This window comes from Pseudomonas sp. UBA6562 (assembly GCF_002434265.1).
Taxonomy (GTDB): Bacteria; Pseudomonadota; Gammaproteobacteria; order Pseudomonadales; family Pseudomonadaceae; genus Aquipseudomonas.
This window is the reverse complement of record NZ_DJJS01000007.1, coordinates 655,808-678,605: the sequence shown is the minus strand read 5'-3', so window position 1 is coordinate 678,605 and position 22,798 is coordinate 655,808. Positions and strand designations below refer to the sequence as shown.

The 22,798-nt window shown below is 58.5% G+C and carries 22 protein-coding genes and 1 pseudogene; 8 read left to right on the top strand and 15 right to left on the bottom strand.

Features of this window, described 5'->3' with window-relative positions; translation table 11 throughout:
• Window positions 1-24: 24 nt before the first annotated feature.
• Window positions 25-534: a GNAT family N-acetyltransferase gene (locus B4M43_RS15040; RefSeq protein WP_296268242.1), complete on the bottom strand. Its 510-nt coding sequence runs from the start codon at window positions 532-534 to the stop codon at window positions 25-27.
• Between B4M43_RS15040 and B4M43_RS15035 the strand changes: the two genes are divergently transcribed.
• Window positions 521-1,120 carry a DNA methylase gene (locus B4M43_RS15035; RefSeq protein ID WP_349681653.1) on the top strand — a complete coding sequence of 200 codons (600 nt, stop codon included), beginning with the start codon at window positions 521-523 and terminating at the stop codon, window positions 1,118-1,120. The two genes, B4M43_RS15040 and B4M43_RS15035, sit on opposite strands and share 14 nt — an antisense overlap.
• Before the next feature lie 53 nt (window positions 1,121-1,173).
• Here B4M43_RS15035 and B4M43_RS15030 read toward each other — a convergent pair whose 3' ends face one another.
• From B4M43_RS15030 to B4M43_RS15010, 5 genes are all read right to left on the bottom strand, one after another.
• Window positions 1,174-1,677: a CinA family protein gene (locus tag B4M43_RS15030; protein ID WP_296268241.1), complete on the bottom strand. Its 504-nt coding sequence runs from the start codon at window positions 1,675-1,677 to the stop codon at window positions 1,174-1,176.
• A 128-nt stretch (window positions 1,678-1,805) separates the two neighbouring features.
• Window positions 1,806-2,669: a glucose 1-dehydrogenase gene (locus B4M43_RS15025; protein WP_296268240.1), complete on the bottom strand. Its 864-nt coding sequence runs from the start codon at window positions 2,667-2,669 to the stop codon at window positions 1,806-1,808.
• Window positions 2,670-2,773: 104 nt separating this feature from the next.
• On the bottom strand, window positions 2,774-3,265 hold the full coding sequence (locus tag B4M43_RS15020) for a DUF1543 domain-containing protein (protein ID WP_296268239.1): 492 nt from the start codon (window positions 3,263-3,265) through the stop codon (window positions 2,774-2,776).
• Window positions 3,266-3,367: 102 nt separating this feature from the next.
• The gene (locus B4M43_RS15015) at window positions 3,368-3,973 is read right to left on the bottom strand and encodes a DMP19 family protein (RefSeq protein WP_296268238.1); all 606 of its coding nucleotides are present in this window, start codon (window positions 3,971-3,973) and stop codon (window positions 3,368-3,370) included.
• Between the two features lie 39 nt (window positions 3,974-4,012).
• Window positions 4,013-4,669 (bottom strand): hypothetical protein, encoded by a 657-nt coding sequence (locus B4M43_RS15010; protein WP_296268237.1) that lies wholly within the window; start codon window positions 4,667-4,669, stop codon window positions 4,013-4,015.
• Window positions 4,670-4,998: 329 nt separating this feature from the next.
• On the opposite strand from B4M43_RS15010, the gene B4M43_RS15005 reads away from it, so the two are divergent.
• Together B4M43_RS15005 and B4M43_RS15000 are read left to right on the top strand one after the other, a co-directional pair.
• Window positions 4,999-7,929, top strand: a complete 2,931-nt coding sequence (locus tag B4M43_RS15005) for a DEAD/DEAH box helicase (RefSeq protein WP_296268236.1) — start codon at window positions 4,999-5,001, stop codon at window positions 7,927-7,929.
• Between the two features lie 322 nt (window positions 7,930-8,251).
• Window positions 8,252-9,136 carry a type I restriction enzyme HsdR N-terminal domain-containing protein gene (locus B4M43_RS15000; RefSeq protein WP_296268235.1) on the top strand — a complete coding sequence of 295 codons (885 nt, stop codon included), beginning with the start codon at window positions 8,252-8,254 and terminating at the stop codon, window positions 9,134-9,136.
• A 294-nt stretch (window positions 9,137-9,430) separates the two neighbouring features.
• Here the strand turns inward: B4M43_RS15000 and B4M43_RS14995 are convergent.
• The 3 genes and pseudogenes from B4M43_RS14995 to B4M43_RS14985 form a co-directional block, all read right to left on the bottom strand.
• Window positions 9,431-9,656, bottom strand: a pseudogene (locus B4M43_RS14995) (transposase); the annotation flags it as partial.
• A 129-nt stretch (window positions 9,657-9,785) separates the two neighbouring features.
• Window positions 9,786-10,454, bottom strand: coding sequence for a hypothetical protein (locus B4M43_RS14990; protein ID WP_296268234.1), 669 nt, complete (start codon window positions 10,452-10,454; stop codon window positions 9,786-9,788).
• A 2-nt stretch (window positions 10,455-10,456) separates the two neighbouring features.
• Window positions 10,457-11,014: a hypothetical protein gene (locus tag B4M43_RS14985; protein WP_172488780.1), complete on the bottom strand. Its 558-nt coding sequence runs from the start codon at window positions 11,012-11,014 to the stop codon at window positions 10,457-10,459.
• 347 nt (window positions 11,015-11,361) lie between these two features.
• Between B4M43_RS14985 and B4M43_RS14980 the strand changes: the two genes are divergently transcribed.
• Window positions 11,362-12,324, top strand: a complete 963-nt coding sequence (locus B4M43_RS14980; protein WP_296268233.1) for an IS481 family transposase — start codon at window positions 11,362-11,364, stop codon at window positions 12,322-12,324.
• A gap of 59 nt (window positions 12,325-12,383) precedes the next feature.
• Here B4M43_RS14980 and B4M43_RS14975 read toward each other — a convergent pair whose 3' ends face one another.
• The 6 genes from B4M43_RS14975 to B4M43_RS14950 all read right to left on the bottom strand — a co-directional run bounded on the left by B4M43_RS14975 (window position 12,384) and on the right by B4M43_RS14950 (window position 17,445).
• Window positions 12,384-12,512 (bottom strand): hypothetical protein, encoded by a 129-nt coding sequence (locus tag B4M43_RS14975; RefSeq protein WP_296268232.1) that lies wholly within the window; start codon window positions 12,510-12,512, stop codon window positions 12,384-12,386.
• 50 nt (window positions 12,513-12,562) lie between these two features.
• The gene (gene hxsA, locus B4M43_RS14970; protein WP_296268231.1) at window positions 12,563-13,171 is read right to left on the bottom strand and encodes a His-Xaa-Ser repeat protein HxsA; all 609 of its coding nucleotides are present in this window, start codon (window positions 13,169-13,171) and stop codon (window positions 12,563-12,565) included.
• Entirely contained in the window at window positions 13,168-14,403 is a 1,236-nt protein-coding gene (gene hxsC, locus B4M43_RS14965; protein WP_296268411.1) for a His-Xaa-Ser system radical SAM maturase HxsC, read from the bottom strand. Before hxsC ends, hxsA begins: the two co-directional genes overlap by 4 nt.
• Entirely contained in the window at window positions 14,403-15,890 is a 1,488-nt protein-coding gene (gene hxsB, locus B4M43_RS14960) for a His-Xaa-Ser system radical SAM maturase HxsB (protein WP_296268410.1), read from the bottom strand. Before hxsB ends, hxsC begins: the two co-directional genes overlap by 1 nt.
• Window positions 15,887-16,186: a His-Xaa-Ser system protein HxsD gene (gene hxsD, locus B4M43_RS14955; RefSeq protein ID WP_296268229.1), complete on the bottom strand. Its 300-nt coding sequence runs from the start codon at window positions 16,184-16,186 to the stop codon at window positions 15,887-15,889. The genes hxsB and hxsD overlap by 4 nt, the downstream gene beginning before the upstream one ends.
• 344 nt (window positions 16,187-16,530) lie before the next feature.
• Window positions 16,531-17,445, bottom strand: coding sequence for a LysR family transcriptional regulator (locus tag B4M43_RS14950; RefSeq protein WP_296268228.1), 915 nt, complete (start codon window positions 17,443-17,445; stop codon window positions 16,531-16,533).
• A gap of 209 nt (window positions 17,446-17,654) precedes the next feature.
• On the opposite strand from B4M43_RS14950, the gene B4M43_RS14945 reads away from it, so the two are divergent.
• The 4 genes from B4M43_RS14945 (at window position 17,655) to B4M43_RS14930 (ending at window position 22,783) form a co-directional block, all read left to right on the top strand.
• Window positions 17,655-18,680, top strand: coding sequence for a zinc-dependent alcohol dehydrogenase family protein (locus tag B4M43_RS14945; protein WP_296268227.1), 1,026 nt, complete (start codon window positions 17,655-17,657; stop codon window positions 18,678-18,680).
• Window positions 18,681-18,904: 224 nt separating this feature from the next.
• A complete protein-coding gene (locus tag B4M43_RS14940; RefSeq protein ID WP_296268224.1) occupies window positions 18,905-20,278 on the top strand; it encodes a hypothetical protein in 1,374 nt (457 codons plus the stop codon).
• A 303-nt stretch (window positions 20,279-20,581) separates the two neighbouring features.
• Window positions 20,582-21,583 carry an ATP-grasp domain-containing protein gene (locus B4M43_RS14935; protein ID WP_296268222.1) on the top strand — a complete coding sequence of 334 codons (1,002 nt, stop codon included), beginning with the start codon at window positions 20,582-20,584 and terminating at the stop codon, window positions 21,581-21,583.
• A 66-nt stretch (window positions 21,584-21,649) separates the two neighbouring features.
• Window positions 21,650-22,783, top strand: a complete 1,134-nt coding sequence (locus B4M43_RS14930; RefSeq protein WP_296268220.1) for a trypsin-like peptidase domain-containing protein — start codon at window positions 21,650-21,652, stop codon at window positions 22,781-22,783.
• Window positions 22,784-22,798: the final 15 nt, after the last annotated feature.

Below are 22,798 nucleotides of genomic sequence, written 5' to 3'. Positions count from 1 at the left end.
GCCGTCGGCGTCCCGCACTGGGCATCATCGAGCGCGCAGGCGCGCCATGCTCAAGGCGTCCACGTAGATACCGTCGCGTACGGCGTAGTCGCGCAAGCGACCTTCCACCTCGAAGCCGAACTTGCGGTAGAGGGCCATAGCCGGTTCGTTATCGGCGAATACCGTCAGTTCTACGCGGCGCAGGTTCATCCAGTCGTCGGCAATCGACAGCGCCGTCTGCAACAACCGCGATCCGATTCCTTGCCCTTGCCAGGCCTTAGCTACGCTCATGCCCAAGCCACCGACATGGCTTTGGCGGATGCGTGGTGACTGCTCCAGGCTGATGTTGCCAATGACCTCGCCTTGGTGCAGCGCCACCAGCTGGACACGCCGTTCACTGCTCGCCGCCAACCGTTGGCGCCAGACTTCGGTGGACTGGTAGGGCATTTGCAGCACTTGTCGGCACACCGCTGGCTCGTGGTACAGCGCGGTGATGCCGGTCAGGTGGGTTTCGCTCAGGGGGACGATGTCGATGCGGGGGGTGTCGCTGTTCACGGGGCTCATCCTTGTGGTCATGTGTACGGGTGTACTCGGAGCTTGGTCAGGTTCGACGGCTCGCCATGCTGACCATGGCAACCTACCATGGCAGACGCTGTCGATTGGCAGCTTCGTCTCTCAACTGCCTAAAACGGTGCCTATGCAGCCCATCACTGCCCAAGACCTCGGCCTCGATCTCGACAACCCGTGCGGCACAGATGTGTTCCTCTGGCTGGTAGCCGCTTTTCTGATCGGCAAGCGTATCCGCGCATCGGTAGCCGTCGCGGCCTATCGGCAGCTGGTGGAACGACAGGGTTTGGATTCACCGGCCAAGTTCGTGGAGTGCGGTCATTCGACCTTGGTGCGTTCACTCGGCCAGGCAGGCTACACGCGTTATGACGAATCGACCGCTCGACGCCTACAGGCATTGGCGCGGAAGTTCGCAGCGCAGATGCCCGACCAGCATGCAGGCTTGCGGGCCGGAAAAACCACGCGTGCAAGCTTCGAACGATGGCTGCTCGAGTTCGAGGGCATCGGTCCGAAAACGGTCGAGATCTTCATGCGCGAGGCTCAAGGGCTTTTCGCGCTTTCCAAGCGGAGCTGACCTGGATGAACGCTGGTTCGCAGCCAATCGCTCCGAACTAGGCCACGGATGGATCAGGCTCGTTCGCTTCTCAGCCAACGTTCATGGTAGTGCACCAAGCGCGTCAGACCATGCAGCGCTGCATTGTGCAGAACATCCGCACGCTCCCCGAAGAAACGCTGGGTAGCGGTGAAGACAGCGTCGGTTTCACCGGCGAAGGCCCAGGCGAAACACAGGGTGCCAGGCAGGACGCCCGAGGCAGGTGCAGGGCCCGCCACGCCCGTGGTGGCGATGGCTACGTTGGCAGGGCTATCGCGCAGGGCGCCGCGGGCCATCTCCCAGGCCACCGCTTCGCTGGTCAGACCAAAGCGTTCGATGGTGCCAGGGTCGACACCGAGCAGGCGCTGCTTGGCTCCTGGCGAATAAACGACGTAACCGCTCTCGAGCACTTCGCCCGCACCTTCGTGCTCGGCCAGCATCGCCACCATGCGCCCTGCGGTGCAGGATTCGGCGGTGGTGAGCAGCAGATCGTGGGCTTTGAGGTAGTTCAGAACGGCCAAGGAGGGGTCGCGTGTCATGGCGGAGTTACCTTGATGTCTGTAGAGCGTTGAACAGGCAGGGGCTGGTCAGTTCAAGCGAAATGCGAAGGTGTGTCGATGTCGGTAGAAAGGGGAAAGGCCCGCCGGAGCGGGCCTGGTTCCTGCTCTCAGAGTATCGGCTTGCCGCCGGTGACGGCATAGCGCGAACCCGAGATGTAACTCGACTCGTCTGAACCCAACAGCACATAGATCGGCGCCACTTCCACCGGCTGGCCGGGGCGGCCCATGGGGTAGCCGGAGCCGAAATTCTTCACCGCTTCGGCGGGCATGGTGGCCGGAATCAACGGTGTCCAGATCGGGCCCGGGGCGACGCTGTTCACGCGGATATTATCTTTGGCCAGCATTTGAGCAAGCCCGGCGGTGAAATTGGCAATCGCGCCTTTTGTGGTTGCATAAGGCAGCAATGCTTGTGACGGATCGTCGGAGTTGACGGAGCTGGTATTGATGATCGAGCCACCACCGCGCTTTTTCATGTGCGGGACCGCTCGCTGACAAATGCGGAAAATAGCTGTCATGTTGACGTCGAACGTCATGACCCATTCATCGTCCGAGATGTCTTCGAGGTTGTCGTGAGACATCTGGAAGGCGGCATTGTTGACCAGGATGTCGATGTGTCCGAATTCGGCCAGGGTCTTGTCGACCGTGTCGTAACAGGTTTGCTTGTCGGCGAGGTCGCCCGGCAGCAACAGGCACCTGCGGCCCGCAGCCAAGACCCAGCGTTCGGTTTCCTTGGCGTCATCGTGTTCGTCCAGATAAGCGATGGCTACATCAGCACCTTCCCGGGCATAGGCAATCGCGACGGCACGGCCAATGCCGCTATCGCCACCTGTAATGAGCGCGATCTTGCCTTCCAGACGGCCATGGCCCGTGTAGGACTCCTCGCCACAATCGGGATACGGATCCATTCTCGCCTGCGAGCCCGGCACGGATTGAGGCTGGGACGGGAAGGGCGGTTTGGGGTACTCACGCATGATTGAAGCTCCTGTAAAAGACAATGCTCATGAATCTTTCGAAGGGCGTGATCCACACGTGTTGTAGCGGATATGAAATTCGGCGACGGACGGCAGTCGGTCACTCAGATCGGCAGATAGTCGCTGTGCTGGACAATGCCGCGGTGTTCGCCTTCGACCAGGTGCACATAGCGCCCGCCCACCAGGTCGATGGGCAGGCAGTCGTCGATGTCCAAGACCGCGTCGGTGTGTGCCTTGATCCAACCCTTCGCCATGCGGTGCCTGCCCAGGCGCTTGGCAGTGGCTTTGTCCGGTGCGGCTATCAGCAGGTAGTGGTGGGCTTCGCCGAACACACCGGGTTCGTAACCGCCCAGGTTGAGAAAGAACAGCCGCAGCGCCCCTGGCGCCGGGCTGGCCTGGCTGAACGCGATGCGATAGGCATCCACGCCGTCGACCTCCATCCAGGCGTCGATGTGTAAGCCCTTGGGGCTGCCGAACCAATTGGCGCGTAGTTGCGAATAAGTGTCGGCCAGCGTCTCGGCCTGGGCGAACAGCACGTCGTGGACTTCGATGCTGGCGCGGGGGTGGCGACCGCCGAGCATGACGATGTAGAGCATGGGGGTATCCAATTTGGGCCAGCAGGGATGGGGCGTCGCTCAAGGTGCTTTCGCATCGAAGTCGATGGCGGCATGGTAGTGGGCAAGCACACCATAACGTTGTCAGTCGGTGTCGATTTCGAACAACCGGTGCTTGTCGGCATACCTCAGCAAACGCTCGTCCAGTTGCTCGGTGTCCTGGTAGAACCGAGTGTCGAGGGCATCCAGTGCAGCCTCGCATTCGAGGTCCCGTTCGTCTGCATAAGTAGGCATGCTCAGCTGACGTGCATCTTGCTCGCTGGGCACAGGTTCAATGCCGAAGAGCACACGTTTGGCTTCTTCGAGCAGGGCCAGGGTTTGCGTCGCACCAAGTTCCAGAAGGCCCGCGCAAGCGTGCGCATAATGATCGCCTGAAGAATTGCCGAAATACTGGTCGAAGCCGCCATTGTAGACTTCGCCCTGTAACACGCTGACAGCGTAATAACGCTGCTCTGCCAAAGTCAGCCCCGCGAAGCCTGCGCACGTGTTGTGGACGCGGTTGACCAAGGCCTCCCAATACAGGGCTTGCGGGCTGGCAAGGTAACGCCTGTGCTCTTCGGCCCGGCGTTTGCCGGCTTCGATATTTTCCCGATAGCCGCCTTTGCAGGGCATGCACAAGCCGTCGTTGCGCTCGAAGGTGGAGGCCACTATCGGCGCTGCGCAAAGGCGGCAGGGCTGTTTGTCGCTCATAGGGGAACTCCGTCAGGGTCTTGTCGGGTCGAGGCGCACTCAGCGCATCCAATCGCGCAGCACGGCGAATTCGATAGGATCGGGTAACTCGAGGCGGTCCAGCAACGATCGCTCCTCCTCTCGGGAAATGAAGGCATTGACTGTTCTCGGACGACTCTTGGGACCGTCTTGGAAAGCCATCGTCACACAGGGCCGGGAAAACAGCTCGGTGAGCAGCGCATGATCGGCTGGCAGGAGTGCCGAATGGAGCGAGTGCACTTCCTTCACCAGCGCAGTGCCATCTTGCGCTTGCATTGGCAAAGGGGACAGGTCGGCCGCGAGACGCACGTAGTGGCTTGTTATCCATGGGGAGGCGTCCGTGTAAGCAAGGCTTGTGGCCTGGCCGTAATGCAAGGCCTGCGCGATACCCATGGCGCCGTTTTCCAGGCGTACGAAGCAGTAGGGTTCGCCGCTGCCGTTGGTTGCGAATGGCAGGAACGTCCGACCGGGCTGGTCCGTCGGGTTGAGCCACTCGTCGATCTCGCGTTCGGCTTCTTGGGGTGAAAGCCATAGCAGGTCGTAGGGGCTGAATCGCAAATCATTGCCCGATTGAGCCAGGGCGATCAGTGCTGCCAGACGGTCGGGTAGCTCGAGGCCGAGCTTGAGGGCGAGCCGTTCGAAGGAGGGTTGCATTGCAGCGTCCTGGCTCAGGTTCATAGCAGGCTATCCGGGTCGCCAAAAAACATTTTTACTTGGCTCTAGGGCGGTAGTTTCAGGATGGAATTTTGAGGCTGTGGCCCAATTTTGCCCCCAGTCGCGACGGGTGCGCAGACGATCAGCATTGGCGATTTCTGAAGCGGAGCAAGGTGGTCGTTGATGGCTTTCAGTGTACTGCAGGCTGGGGTGCATAAGGGATAGCCGGATGATTGGTTAGCTAGGGCAGGAGATTGGTGTCTGGCAGGCCTACACCACGCCAGTTCTTCGCTGGTAGCATGTAGCCATTAGCTAGGCAGGGCTAATCCTCATCCTCCAATCGGGTACCCGTAATGGCCGTTGAAGCAGGGAAGTACGCAGACGTCTATCGCAGTTGGCAGCAGCATCTGTTCAATTTCAATCTGGATGTGCGAGAAACCCAGACGCCGGGTTTGCGCAAGCCGCAACTGGCTGCGCTGTATGCCGCCCTGGGGCACTTGGTGATGGCCCCCACCACGACCGCAACAATCGTAATGCCGACCGGCACTGGCAAAACCGACACCATGCTCGGGTTGCTAGTCGCCGGGCGATTGGCCAGGACCCTTGTGCTGGTGCCCTCTGACGCGTTGCGTTCCCAACTGGCCGACAAATGCCATGAACTGAAGAAGTTGCGGGAGATCGGCGCCGTTTCGGCTATCGCACTCAACCCGGTGGTGCGGGCTATCGGCTCAGGTCTGGCCGCTGATGAGGTCCAACAGCTGGCTGATGCCAATGTGATCGTCGCCACGCCGCAAGCGCTACAGCGTTTCGACCAACCGGCCTTGGAGGCCTTGGCGGCGTTGTGCAGTCACCTGATCATCGATGAAGCGCATCATGTGGCCGCCCTGACCTGGGACAGGGTTAAAACTGCGTTCAAAGACAAGCCCAGCCTGCAATTCACCGCCACTCCGTTCCGGGAGGACAACCAGCCGTTGGATGGCAAGATCATCTACAACTACCCGCTGAAGGATGCCCAGATCGATGGCTACTTCAAGGCGATCGAGTTCCATCCGGTGCGCGAGTACAACCTGGAACTGGCCGACCAGGTGGTGGCTGACAAGGCGGTCGAGCTGTTGCGAAACGACCGCGCGCAGGGGTTCAACCACCTGCTGATGGTACGTGCCCGGTCGCAAAAACGTGCCGCCGCACTTTTTGAGCTGTATAAGCAGCATGAGGATCTTTCGCCCATCCTTATCCACAGCAAAGTGCCGAACCGGGCTAGACTACTGGATGAAATCGTCGAGAAGAAATACAAGATCATTGTCTGTGTGGACATGCTGGGCGAAGGCTTCGACTTGCCGGAGCTGAAGATTGCAGCCATCCACGACCAGCACCGCAGTCCCGCCGTTACCCTGCAGTTTATCGGTCGTCTAACACGAGTCGATGATACGCTCGGTGACGCCAAGTTCGTCTCCAATATCGCCAACCAGAAAGTCGATTACCAGATGGCGGTGCTGTACAAGGAAAGTGCCGACTGGAGTGCGGTGATTCGCGATGTCAGCCAGGACAAAATCGCCCGCGAGATCGAAAAGGAGACATTCACCGAACAGTTTCCTGAGGATGCCGATGCCGAGGACATTTTCGGCTTGAACCCCAACCCCAAGATCAGTGCGGTCGCCTACCACGTGGAGCTTGACGACTGGCGACCTGAGAAGGCCAAGCATTTCTCGCAGAAGAAAGAGCCGCTGCAGCTCCTGTCCATCAACGACGAGGCCGACACCATCATCATGGTGACGCGGCGCGAAACGCCCGTCGGTTGGGCGCAGACGTCCACGATCATGGATACCAACTGGATTCTCTACCTGGCGTACTACCATGAGTCCGACAAGACGCTGTTCGTCCATTCTTCCGGGGATGAGTCGCAAGCGAACCGTTTCCTGAGCCTGATCGCCAAGGATTCCCGGCGCATCAGCGGCGAACCGACCTTCCGTACCCTACACGGCATTAAACTCATGAAGCTGCAGAACGTGGGCCTTTCGCGCATGCGCAAGGATCTGCGCTTCACCATGCATGTTGGGCGCGACATCAATACCGTCATCAGTGAAATCGAGAACGGCACGGCGAGAAAATCTAACATCTTCGCCACCGGCTACGAAGATGGCCAGCGCACTGCCGTCGGATGTTCGCACAAGGGCAAGATCTGGGAGATGAACGCTTCCAGCATCAACGACTGGATAGAGTGGTGCAAGCGTGCCTCGCACAAGCTCAACGACGCGACGATCAACCCGTCCGAAATACTCAAAGATGTAATTCGCTCGGAAAAGATTGAGGGGGCGTGGCCGACGGGGTTGTTCTATGCCGATTGGCCGGCGTCGATCCTGATTGAAAATGAGCAGAAGATTTCGCTGGCGTACGTGGCTGAGGTGTTCAACTTGCTGGATGTGGAATTGGGCAAGCCCCAGCGAGTAGATGCATTGACCCTGCAAGTACCCATCAGCGCAACGGCAGTCGATGGTACGGCGCGTCAATTACCGGATATCAAGATCCGACTGTTGGATGACGCCTACAAATTTTCTTGCCCAGGGGTCAAGATCGTCTCCGCTGAAGAGAGCTCGTTCGAGCAGTACATGGATAGCAACCCGCTAGTGCTGCTGGCCGTCGATGGTTCGATGGTCGAAGGCAACTACCGCTACTACTCCCCCAACAGTTTGGACCTAAAGCTGCCGGTCGCCTTGATCGAACCGTGGGACTGGGGCACGACCCAGATCCACAGCGAGTCGATGAGGGCGGAACGCAACCCGGACACAGTTCAGGGGTTCACCTATAGCAAAATCGAGAACGATTACACGTTCATTTTCAACGATGATGGCGCCGGCGAGATCGCCGATTTGGTGGCGATCAAGGAAAGCAAGGATGCCATCTTTGTCGACCTGTACCACTGCAAGTACTGTCCTGGCGCGGATCAACCGGGCGCCCGGGTGTCCGACGTCTACGAAGTCTGCGGTCAGGCATCACGCTCCGTGAAGTGGCTGCACACCGAAGAAAAGTTCTTTAACCGATTGCTGGAGCGCTATCAGTACTCGTTGTCAAAAGGGTTTGACAGGATCCTCAAGGGCGAACCCGTCGATTTAGAGCTGCTGCGCAATAAGTGCCACGATCACGAGATGATTTTTCGTTTTGTGATCGTCCAACCAGCCATCTCGGCAGCCAAAATCTCCGCTGATCAGCTAGCTGTGCTCGGCACCAGTTACTCGTACATTAAGAGCGTATCCGGCTCGGATGTGAGAGTTATCACCAATGGTTAAAGTGAGGTTGCTACCGTCTTGAAGTGGAGAGGCTTCACGTCAACTGCAATCTGGGGAGTTAAAGAAGGCTATGGAGTTCAAGCCTGCATGTGCGCTTGCTACCGGGTTCGATGAGATTAGTGCGGCTAAGCACTCGAGAGAGTAATTGGTTTAGGTGGTAAGGGACGTATGTCAGAATTGCCAGTTAGAATAAATTATTTGATGGTGTTTTTTGAAAGTAAGCGTAAGGGGCTGACGACAAAAGCTTCGTCATTCGGCACTCTGCGCTCTACTAAATGTCTGAGTTATGACTATTTTTTAATGGCTGAAATTTGGAGGCTCGATGAGAATTGAGGAGAGTTTTAATCCGATCAAAGATTTTAAATTGGAGGAGCTTGATGATCCAGATTTCAAGGAGGACTCTGTTAGGGAGGAAATTATTCTTCCTATATTGAAGTGCCTAGGGTATTCAGCTAGTAAGCCATATAAAATTGTTCGCAGTAAGCCGCTTGTTCATCCGTTCGTATCGATTGGTAGCTCTCGAAAAAAGATTACCTGTATACCAGATTACCTTTTTGAAGTAAGTGGTAGGTATTCATGGCTTCTTGAAGCAAAGGGGCCGGGCGAAAATATCACTTCAGGGGCTCACGTTGAACAGGCTTATTCTTATGCTATTCATAGTGAAATTCGTGTGCCAATGTTCGCATTGTGTAATGGCCGGGAGTTTGTGCTTTTTAATGTAAGTAAGTCGGACCCTATATTGCATTTTGCAATGGCTCTGTTGCCTCAATATCTAGATGAGCTGAAGAGGATTTTGGGTCCAGAAAACTCATTGAGTTATGAGTTTAAGTTAGCAAAGGACCTTGGCCTACATCTCAAGAGGCTTGGCTTTCATGAGGTCGAGCATCTAATCTTCCCAGATGTTCCCATAAGTTTCATTGCCCAGCTTGATGGCAATATGTTCACAACTGGAAGTGGTACTGCGGTGCCTGGTGGTGACAGCTATGTTGTTTCGCTAGATTTCGGGCTGAGCGCCCTTGCTCAGTTGAAATCTAAATTGCCCGCAGACGCAATGAAAACTCTCCTTGAACGAAAATCCGAAGGAAGGTCTTGCGTCAGGTTTACAAATGCGTCGATATATACAACTGTGGATTGTCGTGTTGGTGATAAGCTAGAAGAAAATTCAGATGAGATTTTTATGCCTCTCATTGTAAATAATTTTATTTGACGTGTTCTGTTGCTGGTGAAACAACTGACCTCTTCGGTGTTGTATTAAATTAGAGGAAGATGTACGGCAGTCCACGCAATTTTCGGAATTATGGTCGTTGTAGACCGTTGGTTGTTGGCAAACAGCCACGTCGAGCGCCCGGTACGGGCGCTTTCTTCTGCCTGATGTGGCGCTGATGCAGAATTGCCCTACCTGCTTGGGCAAGACTGACCGTGGCATGAATAGGTAGATAGCCAGCACAGGCGGCCGCAGCTCAAGGATTTGCTTTAGCGCATGGTTCAGCTCAGAGGCCTAAAGGACGGCTTCACCGGCGCTGACTGCCGACAAGCTGCCTCCTGGTAAAGCTTGCTCCACAGGAAAAGCTGGTTGGCATTGATACCGTTGCACCTGGCGGCGACCGAGACGCTCTGCCCAGGCTCCAGGCTCTTGTGCACCATGGCAGCTTCTGCTCGGGGCTCCAGCGCCGGTGCCGCTCTTGACCAAACACTTCGCCGCTACCTTTGCCGTTGCTGTTAGTCATAAACATACCCATTTGCCTATAGTGCTAGGCGGGATGGCGGACTACCTGCGCGACCACCGCATCGAGGTGTTTCAGGAGTAATGAACGAGGTGTTGATCCGCACCCCGCTTCATGGCCACGGAACGGAGATCATCCGGCGCACTTGCCCAGCTTGATGGTTTTGCCTAGGGCGAATAGCGTGCTGTCGATGTGCATCAGGTAATCCGCTGACTCTTTCAGTTGCGGGTCGAAGCATTCGGTTTTCAGCCAGCTCTTGTAATCGTTGATCGCAGAGACCTGGTTGTTGAGCAACGTGATCCGGCGGATGGAGTCCATCTTTTTTTCGTCGTTGCGATCGGCGCGCCATAGCAGGAAAGCACGCAGGACATGCTGGTCGATGATGGGCTCGCGCTTGTCGGCAAGGTGGCGGCCAAACTGGTGGAACACCTGCCCCGGGCCGTTTTTCCGTGCAGTGTCGGCATGGACGCCGCGCACTCCTTCGACGATGTGCGTCACCTTCGGCAGGTCGCCGTTCTTCCAGGCGACGGAATAGAGCAGCTTTTCCAGCGGGGACAGCGTCCTGGCGCTGATTCGGGGGGGGAACTCGCCCTCGTCGGTCAGCAGCCCGTCGGCTACCAGGGTGGCAATCTCATCGCTGTTGATCGAGAGCCGCAGTTCCGGGTAGTCCTTACGGTCCAGTCGATTGACATGAAGGTCGGGGCGCTGGGAGACGATGGTCGAAAAATCATCGACGGAGCGTGCCAGTAGAATGTCGGCGAACACCGCATCGACCAGCTTCAGGGCTTGGATGTTGTTCACCTTCAAGCATCCTCGCCGACGTTGTTGTAGGTCTTGCGGTTGACCAGCCAGGGCAATGCTGGCTGGCTGCGAACATGCTTGTAGCGGCCCCTGGCGAATTCGTAGGTTTTCAGTTCCTTGAAATAGCGACTGCGCCCGTGCCATTCATAGGTCACGAGAAATACCAGCAATGGCTTGTCCGCGTGTTCCCATACGCCGTGTATGCGCTCCAGCGCCATCTGCAGTTCATTGACCCTGGTGTAGCCGATGAAGGTCTGAAACACTGCATCATCGGCGCGTTTCAGCAGCTTTTCGAACTCATTAATATCGGTATGGGCGCGTTTCCATTCCCATTCCACATAGGCCAGGGTTTGTTCCGGAAAACGTATGACTGCATCGGTACGGCCGCCTTGCTCGAACAGTGCGCGAGCGCCGAGCAGGGTCGCGCATTGCCTGACCACCAGGCCGATATGAATAGTCCAGTTGGCAGGGTTGGCCATGGAGTGCTCCTCTGTCACGGGAAAGTCGCGATACCAGAGGCAGTTGAAGAGGGTTACGAAATCTCGTTGGATGCGTTTCACCGGCATTCCTTGCATGGGACAGGAGGAGGAGGCATTGACGAGGCATTATGCCGTCATATTTTTTTACATTCGCACGCATTTGTTCAGTGCGGCTAGTGGCGCGCTCACTACGACTCGGCCATTGATACGGAATAGGGCTGAGGGCTCATATCTTCTTCAGTCCATTCACCCTCATCAATAGCCTACTTGGCCTCAGGCTGGGGGCATCCTTTTTAAACCATCCAAACCATGCCCTCAAATTTGCCCCAAATGTAGCAATTAGCTGGAAGTGAATGGCTATTCGAGACTAGGTGTTCAGTCCCAGAAAGTCATAGTGCATCCTTAACCCCTCAGGAGGAGGATGTATTTTGGAAGGACGTATCCATGGTTCAGCCCGCACAACGCCGCGAATTCGAGCCGAGCTCCAAGCGTCGAAAGAGTCGAATCGAAAGCTTGCCGCCCTCTACCGTTTAAACGTGAAGACTGTCGCAAAGTGGCGGGCAAGAACCACGATGCAGGACGCTAGAATGGGGCCTGCCAACCCACGCAGTGCCAATCTGACAGCCTCCGAAGAGGCCATGGTGGTGGAGTTTCGACGGCGCACGATGATGCCCCTGGACAACAGGCTGGGCCATTTACTTGACTACTTTCCGCAACTGACCCGCAGCGCCTTGCACCGCTGCTTGGTGCGCCACGGGGTCAGCCAAGCGCCTAAAAGTGCAGGCGCGGCCAAGCGCGGTAAATTCGACAAAACAGAGATGGGCTATCTGCACATCGATAGCTCGGAGCTACGCCTTGAAACGGGCAAGCAGCACCTGTTCGTGGCGGTTGATCGCGTTACGAAGTTTACCTGCGCCGCGTTCTTCAACGCCGCTACCAAGCGTAATGGCGCTGAGTTTTTGCGCCAGGTCGTGCAGGCTTTCCCATACAAGATCCACACCGTTCTGACTGACAACGATGCAGCTTTCACCGAACAGGCACGGTATCGCAACGGGGCGACCAACAGATTCGGTGGGCACATTTTTGATCGCGTCTGCTACGACCACGGCATAAAACATCGACTGACCAAGGCTTACCACCCATGGACCAATGGCCAGGTCGAGCGCATGAACCGTACGATCAAAGACGCCACGATCAAGGCCTTCCACTACCCCGACTTCGCCGCACTAAAGGCGCACGTATTGGCTTTCATAACGGCGTACAACTTCGCCAAACATCTCAAGGCCTTGCGATGGCGCACTCCATTCAAGGTGATCTGTGAGGCCTGGACGATAAACCCAGAGCGATTCACTACCAATCCGCACCATCTCATTCCGGGACCGTACACCTAGGGTTTGCTGAAAAGCTGCTCGAATCAGCGTCAACTGCGAGCCCTCAGATCCGGCTTCGATCACAACGTGATTTGCCTCAAGGTCGTGATACGAACACAGGCGCCATGCGATGGTGTGTGCGATTCCTTGCCTTGCAGGCGGCTGATCAATGCCCAGAGAGTGTTGTCGACTTGAATGATGTGCTGCATGGGATAGTTCCTTCGTTGCCGAACGAGCGCTAGCTTTAACCTGAAGCGACTTAAGGAATCTTGATACCCAACGCATTCAGCGATGGTGTATCCATCCGGCCATTCACGGTCAGCCCGCTGTCCATCTGAAAAGCCATCAACGCACCACGTGTCGCCTTGCCCATCACACCATCAATGGTGCCTTGGTAGTACTGGCGCACCATCAGCGCGGTCTGCACACGGGTGACCAGGTTGCTTTTCTGCGCATTGGTCGCGCGGTTCTTTGAAGTGCTCGAGCTTGTCCCGCTTGTAGTTCCGGGTGACTGATAAAGGCTGCTACTGCTTGAGGTGCTGCTCGAAGTGCTCGGCGCGCTGTAGCTTCGGGTACTGGCAGCGGGTGGGCTGTAGTAGCGAGGTGCGCTATAGCCACCCGATCCGCTGTAGTGAGAACTGTGCGAACTGTGGGACCGGTGAGAACTGTGCGAGCGATGTGCCGCGTAGATATTGACGGTGTTTGGCGCATTGAGCGTATCGGCAAACACCGGGGGCTGTAGCTTGTCGTTGGGTTGCCAGTTCGCATCGGCGAGCGACAGATGGCCCGCCTGTGCCAGGGTGGTACCTGCCATTGGCAGCAAGCTGATCCCACTGATCAGGAATTTCCAGCGGTCGAGCAATTTCACTGTGCACTCCTTGCATAGGCGCTAAAGGCCTCGGTCGATAGAAGTTGTACGCCGCGGCTCTGCCAGCGGTCGGTGTGTGATTTGAAGAAGCCGGAGCAATGTTTGACGGCAGCGCATTGCTGGCAGGTATCGATGAACAGGTTCTTCCAGTCCGAGATGCTCTGGCGCGCGAAACGCGAGAGGTGGGCCGGGATCAGGCACAAGGGCAAGTTATAAATCGAAACCGGCACTCCGCGGTTGAACAGGAAATACACGGCCTGGCTCAACGACTCCTGGTAGTCCAGCGCGTCAATCCACAGTGCTTCGTAGTTCTTCCTGGCCAGGCCGGTACTTTCGATACCCATCAGCGCAACATGCTGTACGAAGGGCAGGTTCCTGAACACGTAGTGGGCGAGCTCTGGCAAGCGTGGCGCGGTCAGGCGATTGAGCACAACGCGTATCTCGATGATCTGGTTGGCGCGCGCCAGGTTGTAAAGTCCTTGCAGGGTTTCGCTAAACGCGCCGGGAGCCTGCACCACATGGTCATGGTCTTCGGCATTGTCGGCATACAGCGGGATGCCCCAGCTCAACTGAGGGTGACCGATGGAAGAAAGCGCAGCGATCCAACTCGGTTCTTGGAACAGGCGCCCGTTACTGAGCACATGAATGGATTTTTGCGGCAGAACGGCTTTACACTTGGCCAGAATTTCGAGCAAGCCATCGCGATAAAGCGTTGGTTCTCCGCCGCTGATTCCCAGATTTTCCTCGCCCTGGTCCATCAGGTCGATTAGCCGTAGGTTCTCCTCGATATGCCAGCGGTCATCGATATCTTTGGGCGGCTGCGAGCACATCAGGCAGAGGCTGTTGCAACGATCGGTCATGAACAGCAGGTTGCTGTCCGAGCCTCGTCGATAGAGCACTCGCACCAAAGCGTTGCCTGGTGTGATGGCAATGACATCCCCAGGCTGCACGACATCCGCATCTTTGGGTGTGTGCAGGTGTAGCTGCGCGCGGTCGAAGTCGCCGATCAATGGTTCCGGGATCAGGAATCCACCCACTGGTAATGAGAGCAGATGCGGGTTCCGTAGCCGTTCTTCGTTTGGCAGCCAAAGCAGCAGGTCACCGAACTCAGCGCTTCCGGCACAAACAGCCAGGCCTTGTTCGATGAACTCATCCAGAGTGATGACCTTGAGCAGTTTCGGCTCATTCAGATAATGGATTTCGAAGTGGGTATCTTTGCGCAGCATCGCTATCAGCCCCTATAACCCGGGAACAGGACATCTTTGTAAGACCGCCTGTTCAGCCAAGACAGCAGCACCCTCTGCACGTTGTCGTCGCCATCGCAAAGCAGGCCGAAAAGATGCTTTAGCAACCCCATGTTCTTTTTGCAGAAGCTGCTGAACACTCGGTGTCCGATCGGGTCAGCTTGGCGGGCATAGTGTTCGATAGGGTCGGCACCACAGTATGGGACAAGTGCGCAGTCGGAGCAGCCCGGCAGCGCCTCTGCTACACCACTGGCGAGCAGCGCATTCATAACGGGAGATGCAAGTAATTCTGACAAGGGTTGGTGTACGTTGCCGAGCCTAAAGCCTTCTTCACCCATCTCCAGCAACATTCGGGCTTCATCCGATGGATAGACGTAACCGTCATAGTTGTAAACCAGCGCCGCAGTGCCTGCGCCAGCAGGGGAGCGGAGGTCTACATAGCCGGAGGAGAAGGGTGTCAGGATATTCTTCAGCAACAGGCTTGTATAACTCTCTGAGAGGTATACGCCCTGTTGGTTGATATGCAGCAAATAGGCCAGTGCCTTCTTGTAGAAGGCCAGGTATCGCTCAATAGGGTAATCAAGCCGATGGGCACTCTTGGTGGCAAATCCATAAGGGCTCAGAGGTCGTAGCGAGATACTGGAGAAGCCCTGTTTTACATACTCATCGATGATCGCTTCAGGCTGTTCGAGGCTTCTTGAAGTCAGTGTGGTCAACGCGGAAACTGCATCATGGCCAAGGCGATCACGGACCCGCTGGATGCCTTTTACAGTACGCTCGTAGGAGTCTCGTGACGGGGTAGGGCGGTTGGCATTGTGCAAGGGTGCCGGTCCATCGAGCGAGGTTGAAAACTGGATGCGATATTCTTTTGCGAAGTCGAGTATTTCCTCCGTCAGGTGGTGCAATGTGGTGGTGATGACGAACTGGATATCCCGTTGTTCATCCACGTTCCGCTCGACGACCCTTTCGACAATCTGGCGGACGCGCTCGAAGGCCAGAAGCGGCTCGCCGCCCTGAAACTCCACAGTCAGGGCGGGAGCATTCGATTCGAACAGGCGATCGACTGCCGCCTGTGCGTCCGTTTCCGACAGGTCGTGGCCGGACCCTCCCAGAGGGGCCCTCGACACCTGGCAGTATTGGCAGGTGTGATTGCAGCGCAATGTAACCACGAACAAGTGCAGTGCAGGGCCCTGGAAGATGAAGTCCTTGCGGCTGCGAAACTGCGCTGCCATTTCCGGAAACGGGTCGTGGCGGCCGGGTTCGTAGATGAAGTGGCGGGCCAGCAGGTCCTTGTAGAAAGGCGTATTTGCTTGAACGTCGAAGTAACTGAGGGCTCGTAATTGCGCATCGTTCACGTGCATGTACTCACCGGTATCGGAGGTGAGCAGGATGTCATGGTCATGTCCCGTGTTCATGCGCATGAATCGAAAAGGCAGCAAGCGGTAGTGCTTGGAATCTGTCGCAATTAGTGTCACTGCGAAATCCCACATCCAGCGAGCGCGGCTCGAGCCAGTACTTCGCGCAACCCTGTTGTTTCGCGGTTGATATGGTCGCGTAGGGCGAAGTCGTTCAGATGCTGGAGGATCAGCGAGTGAGCCTGCTCCGGGGAAAGCGTTAGCCTAACTTCAGCGGGGCGGGCCGTGAGGCTTATCTGATTGGCTTCAATGCCGACCTGGATCGCGACAGTGTCGGCCAGGGAGTAAGCGACGCGTTGCACCACACTGAGCGGGTAGGCTGCGCTGTCGAGTTTCAGCGTGACTGGCCATGTCATCGGAACCGGTCCTTCAAATCCGTTGGGAACGTGTGGATTCTGCCGGTTTCCAAGGCATTATGCCATCATCATTTTTTACATTTGCACGCATTTGTTTGGCGTGGTGGGTGATGCGTTCACCAGGGCTCGGTCATTGATATGGGTAAGGGCGAGGATCCACATCTCCCTCAGTGCATCCATCCTCATCAATAGCCCGCCGGCCCAAGGCTGGGGGCATCCTTTTAAAAAAATCCCAAGCATGCCCTCAGATTTGCCCCCAACGCAGCAATCCACTGGAAGTGAATGGAGTTCCGTGGTTAGTGGAAAAGTAGAAATGATCAGCCGAACAGTCTGCCAGACGCCCCCTAAAGGCTGTCAGGATCGCCAAAAAACATCTGAATTCGCGACCGCAACCACCGCTCCGCCGGATCGTTGTCCTGCGCGCCTCGCCACGCCATGTGCAACTCAAAATGCTGCACCGGCAATGGCAGCTCCTCCGCCCGCAACCCACCCGCCGCCGTGAGCACATCGGCCGTGTAATCCGGCACCGTGGCAAGAATGTCGGTGCCCGCCAGCAAACTCCCCAACCCATTGAACTGCGGCACCGCCAGCACCACCTGGCGCTTGCGGCCCAGCTCTGCCAGCGCCTCGTCGATGAACCCGGACAAATCCCCGGCGAACGACACCAGCGCATGGGGCCGGCTGCAGAAGTCGTCCAGGCTGATCGCGCCAGGCATCGTATCGGCGCGCAACAGCTTCGGTGCGCTGCGGCGCAGCACCTTGCGTTTGGCGTTGGCCGGCAGGTCGGCGGTGTAGCTGACGCCCACGGAGATTTCGCCCGAGGCCAGCAGCGTGGGCATCAGCAGGTAGTTGACCCGCCGCACCACCAGCACGATACCAGGAGCCTCGGCGCGGATGCGCTTGAGCAGCAGCGGCAACAGGGCGAATTCGGCGTCGTCCGAAAGGCCCATGCGGAACACCGCGTTGCTGGTGGCCGGGTCGAACTCGGCGGCGCGGCTGACGGCGGTGGAAATCGAGTCCAGTGCCGGGGAGAGCAGGGCGAAGATCTCTTGGGCGCGGGCCGAGGGCTCCATGGTGCGTCCGGTGCGCACGAACAGCGGGTCGTCGAACAGGTTGCGCAGGCGCGACAGCGCGGCGCTGATCGCCGGCTGGCCAAGGAACAGCTTTTCGGCGGCACGGGTCACGCTGCGTTCGTGCATCAAAGTCTCGAACACGATCAGCAGGTTGAGGTCTACACGGCGCAGGTCGTTACGGTTCATGGGCGGGCTTGGCCTGTTGCCTGGGCGGGAGCAGAGGTGAATCTTACGGGCAAAGGCTGTTACCCTGCATCGTTTTCAGGCTGACATGGGCCAATTGCCTCGAACCCAATCGATGGCAGGCATGTCGACTATTAATCACCACTGATGGCCTAAGCGCTGGCCTCCGGATACAGTCCGGTCTTACGAGATTCACACAGTCGAGGTAGGCGATGTCCCGCATCATCCGTTTCCACAAGTTCGGCGCCGCCGATGTGCTGCGCTGCGAGGAACGACCCGAGCCCACGCCGGCCAGGGACGAGGTGCAGGTGCGCGTGCAAGCCATCGGTGTGAGCTGGTACGACGTACTCTGGCGGCAGGACCTGGCGTTGTCCCAGGTGCGTCTGCCTTCGGGCATTGGCCATGAAATGGCCGGTGTGGTAAGCGCCGTGGGTGAGGGCGTCGAGGACTTGGCGGTCGGCGATCGGGTGGCAAGCTTCCCGGCCACCAGCCCCAACGACCACCCCGTCTACGGTGATGTCATCGTGCTGCCGCGCTGTGCCTTGACGCGCTACCCCGACGTGCTCACGCCCATCGAAGCCAGCGCGCACTACACGCCGCTGCTGATCGCCTATTTCGCCTACATGGACCTGGCCCGGGCCAAGCCTGGGCAAACGGCGCTGGTAACCGACGCCAGCCACTGCGCCGGCCCTGCCTTCGTGCAGCTTGGCAAGGCGTTGGGCCTGAAGGTGCTGGCGGCGACCAAGCGGGCCGAGCAACGCGAGTATTTGTTGGGCCTAGGGGCCGAGCACGTCATCGTCACCGAAGAGCAGGACCTGCTCCTGCAAATCAACAAGTTCACCGCCAATCGCGGTGTGGACATGGTACTCGACGGGTTGGGCGGCCCGCAGATGTCGCTGTTGGGCGATGTGCTGGCGCCGCGTGGGAGCTTAGTGCTGTACGGCCTGCAAGGCGGCAACCAGACGCCGTTCCCGGCCTGCGCGGCATTCAAGAAGAACATCCAGTTCCATCTGCACTGCGTGAGCAACTTCACCGGCAAGCCTGAGCTGGGCATCGACCAAGACAAGCCAGCCTTGCAGCGCGCCCTGCAAGACATCAATCGCTTCACCGCCGAGCACTTGCTGACGCCTCAGATCGTCAAGGTCTATCCGTTCGAGGAAGTGGTCCAGGCTCATCGCTACATGGACGACTGCCCCTGTGGCGGGCGTGTGGTACTGGACCTCGCCAGCGCAGAGTGATCGTTCCCATTTGGGTATGGGCGTAAGCCCTCGCAAGTGGGAGCTAGGAAAACTCCTACGCTGCAAAACAACCTTTCCTACACATTTCCGGAATAAACCCTCATCGCTAATTCCTTGGTGAATTATTACCGTCACCAGTAGGAAAGGCTTCCTCTTGATCGTGCCGATCGCAGGACGCCGGTTATTCGTTCGCCCGAGTTGCTCAGGGACGAGGTAATCACGCGATGAGTGAGATGCACGACCATGCCATGCAGGCCATTTTCGAGCAGGTGCTCGACCGCCTGCTCGATCACCTGAACCAAGCGCAGCGGGCCTCGCTGCAACTGCTGATCCAGCGGCTGTTGGTAGCCGCAGGGGGTGTGGAGCGGATCGGCGAGTTCCGCTTACTGGTACTGCATGGCAACGACCGCGCCAGTGCCCACCTGCTGGCCTGCCTGCGAGCGGCGCAACTGAGCCTCGCTCAGCGTTTTTCACAGACCTTCGTCTTGCGCGTGCTGGTGCCGTGCCAGCCAGGCACGGACGCGTTGGAGCGGGCCAATCATCTGCACTGCTTCGACGCGCTGTGTTTGCACGATGATAGCCGCGTCGAGTTGCTGTTGGCCGATACCGACGGGTTGCGCCCTTTCGACGCTCATGTCTTTGCGCTCCAGCAACCCCAAGCCTCGGCTCGCGAGGCCTGGCTGCTCTTCGGCCATGTTCAGCAGGGCTCGGCATGCGGGCTCATGGGCAGTCGCTTGTGGTTGCAGTTGGCCAAGGCCTGCGCCCCCGCAGTGCGGGGCCGAAATGGGGTCAGCGCGTTGGTCACCGCCATGCCACACGCCCAGCGCCTACGCTTGCTGGCCTGGAGCCGGCGCTGTCTGCGCCTGATCGAACCGGGTAGGGCGCCGGCGTTTCAATGCGCAAGTGCGATGATCCAAGCGCTTGCGCGCCTGCAGACGCGCATGGCACAGCTAGCTGCGCCGCCTGGCGACCTGGCTTCAAGATCGGCTGTCTACGGGTGCAACCTGCAACTGTTGAGCCTCGACGAGCTGTTGCAGCACATCGGGCAGCAGGACCGTTTGCAGGGCATGTTGGGCTGTCGCTTTGCGAACGACGCCTACCGCGGCGGCCTGCATACCTTTACCGATCCGCCGCTGCTCGGCTACCTGCGCGAGCTCCAGGCCAAGTACTTGGGGGCTGCGCATGGGCAGCCGAACATATCGCCGATGCAGGCACCAGGGTTGCCAGCGGACACGGTCAGTGGGTCGAACCTGCACAGTGAAAGCGAACAACGCCTGCAACGCAGCTATGGCCTGGGCGAGGAACAGCTCGCCTGTCTGCTGTTCGCGCCGTTCGTAGAGCGCGGAGCTCGACTGGACGCTTTCGTGCGGCGCTGCCATCCCAACATGCAAGTGGCGCTGCCTTACCTGCACAACGCCCTGCAAGGCCGGATGTGCCCGGATGCCGTACTGCGTTGGCTGGTCAACGTCAGTGGCTTGTCGCTGGCGCGCCTTCAAGGACTCTATGGTTTGCGGGCGGACGCCCGTGCCCTCTGCTTGCAACGGCATCTGGCCCGGCGCGACGCCAGTTTGCGGCTGCTGAAACCGAGCGCTCGCTAAAGCCGCTCCATTGTTCACCGCTCGGTGTCGTCTTGAGCTATATAGGTGTAAAGGTAGTCTGATTCGGCCAGACGAATTTTTACCATTACACGTGCTCCAAGCCCTAACGTGGCACAATGACCGCGTGCCAGTCGTGTTCACAAGTCGCAATACAATTCCCGTACTTTCAACGACTTGGAGGGCTACGCACGGAGCGTGTCCAGGCTCATACTGAGGCCGTTTCGTGGTGTGCCGGTGCGGTGCTTCGCGCTTGACAGGATGCGGCCCTGTGGTGTCCGCAGTTCAATCATCTTTGGGTAACCCATGATCTGGTTTCTGGAAGGGCAAGCGTCCCAACGCGACATCCTGCTGGGCGCTCGCGAAGCGCTGCCTGCGCACGTCAGAATAATCGCTTCACATCGCGGCGATCGACCGGAAATCACCGGCGTGGCCGACCTCGCGCTGCGTGAGCCCGAAGCATCTGAGGCACGTATCGAATGGGTGATCCGTACGGCCTTGGAGCACGGCGTCAAAGTTGTATTGGCCGGACGCTTGGGCGCAGCCTATGAAGCCGAACGCCAGGCCTTCGAAACCGCTGGCCTGACCCTCGTCACCGGCGGGCTGAGCGCTCGGACTTTTCAGTGGGTCGACGACAAGGCCGTGTTCACCGCCCGCGCCGAAGCTGCCGGGCTCGCTTGCATTCCTGCCATCACCGTCACCAATCCCGACGAACTGGCCACCGCGTACCAAACGTGTCGTGCCAGCGGTGAAGTGTGCATAAAACCGGTAGTCGGCATTTACGGCCAAGGTTTCTGGCGCTTGCGCGAGGGTCTCGACCCGTTCCGCTGTTTCGCCAACCCCGACAGTCGGGAAGTGGACTTTGCCACCTACCTCCAGGCCTACGCTACGCAATCGCCGCGCGAACCGATGCTGGTCATGCCTTATCTGCCCGGTGCCGAATGCTCGGTCGACATGGTCTGCGAGGCTGGCAGGGTGGTGGCCTATGTCGGACGCCGCAAGTCCGGCGCGCATCAGCGTTTTGAGCGCGACACGCCGGCGACCCGGCTGGCGCTGGCCGCTGCGGAGCACTTCCAATGCGACGGCATCGTCAACGTGCAAACCCGTGACGATGGCGACGGCCAACCCAGGCTTCTGGAAATCAACCCACGCTATTCCGGCGGAATCGGCTATACGCGCCTGACGGGCGTCAATCTGCCGGGTATTTTCGCAGCACGCCGGCTGGGGTTGCCTGAGCCGCGCAGTGAGTGGAACGAGGGCGTCAGGGTAAAACCGATTACTGTTGCCGTAGCCGCGCCGGAGCGCTAGCACCATGCCCTATCCATTCGCAGTCGCCACTGATCGCCCAGACCTTCGTCATTCACGGAGCGAGCCATGCTGACACCCGGCGCCAATACAGCCCTACGCAGCTCCGAAACAGCCTGGGTACTGACCACCGCGCTCGCCGACGCCTTCGGCGCGTCGGTTGCTGTGGCATTGCTGCCGGTGACCGAGCGCCGTGCGCCCACCGGGCCTGCGGCACTGTTGCACGTCGAACAGACGAGCTGGATGACCTGGAGCGGCGATCCGTCCTACGTCGGTTGCACACTGCGCCTGGAAGCGCTACCCCCGGGCAGCGATCGCGTCCTGCTGCTGGTGTACCGCTATGACAACCTCGGCCCTCTGAGCGCAGTAGGCGCCTTCACCCTCGATATCGAACAGCGGATTCGCTACACCCTCGACGTCAGCGGCCACGGCGAAAGCGCATTGATCCTCGGCGAGTTCTACCAGCGCGGCGGGCAGTGGAAATTCCGCGCATTGGCCGAAGGTTCGGCCTATGGCCTCGCAGCCTTCGGCAGGCGGCTGGGCATCGAGTTGGACGAAGCGCACCCCGACCGCCCCGCAGGGCGTGGCGCTAGTCCCGACGTCGGCCCTTCCGGGGCGACCGGCACCGGGTTTGCGGTTTCGAGCAATACGCTGCTGACTTGCGCGCATGTCATCGAAGGCATGCGAACGATCGAGATCAATGCTTTCAGTGGCAGGCACCGGGCCGAGCCGATCATGGTCGACAGCACCAATGACATGGCCTTGCTGCGGGTCGACGGCGCCGTCTTGCAACCATTGCCCATCGCCGCGGTAGGCGGGTGTAGCCTGGGCGATCCGGTCACGGCGGTGGGGTTCCCACTGTCAGGTTTGGCCGGCGGGGGTGCGCACGTGACCCAAGGCGGTGTGTCGGCCATGTTCGGCCTGCGCAATGACACCACTTTGTTGCAGTTCACGGCCGCTATCCAGCCAGGCTCGAGCGGCAGCCCGTTGTTCGACGCCAGCGGTGCGGTAGTGGGGATGGTGACCTCCACGGTCGCCGACGCGCAAAGCATGAATTTCGCCGTAAAGGGTCAACTGCTGGCAGCCTTTCTCGAAGCTTGCCACGTACCGTTCCTGACGCACGCGGCCAGTCCGTCGAAAAGTGCTGCCGAGATCGCTAGAACCGCGCAGCCGTCGCTTTGGAAAATCGAGGCGCGCCGGTGATGCGCTGCCTCAGCT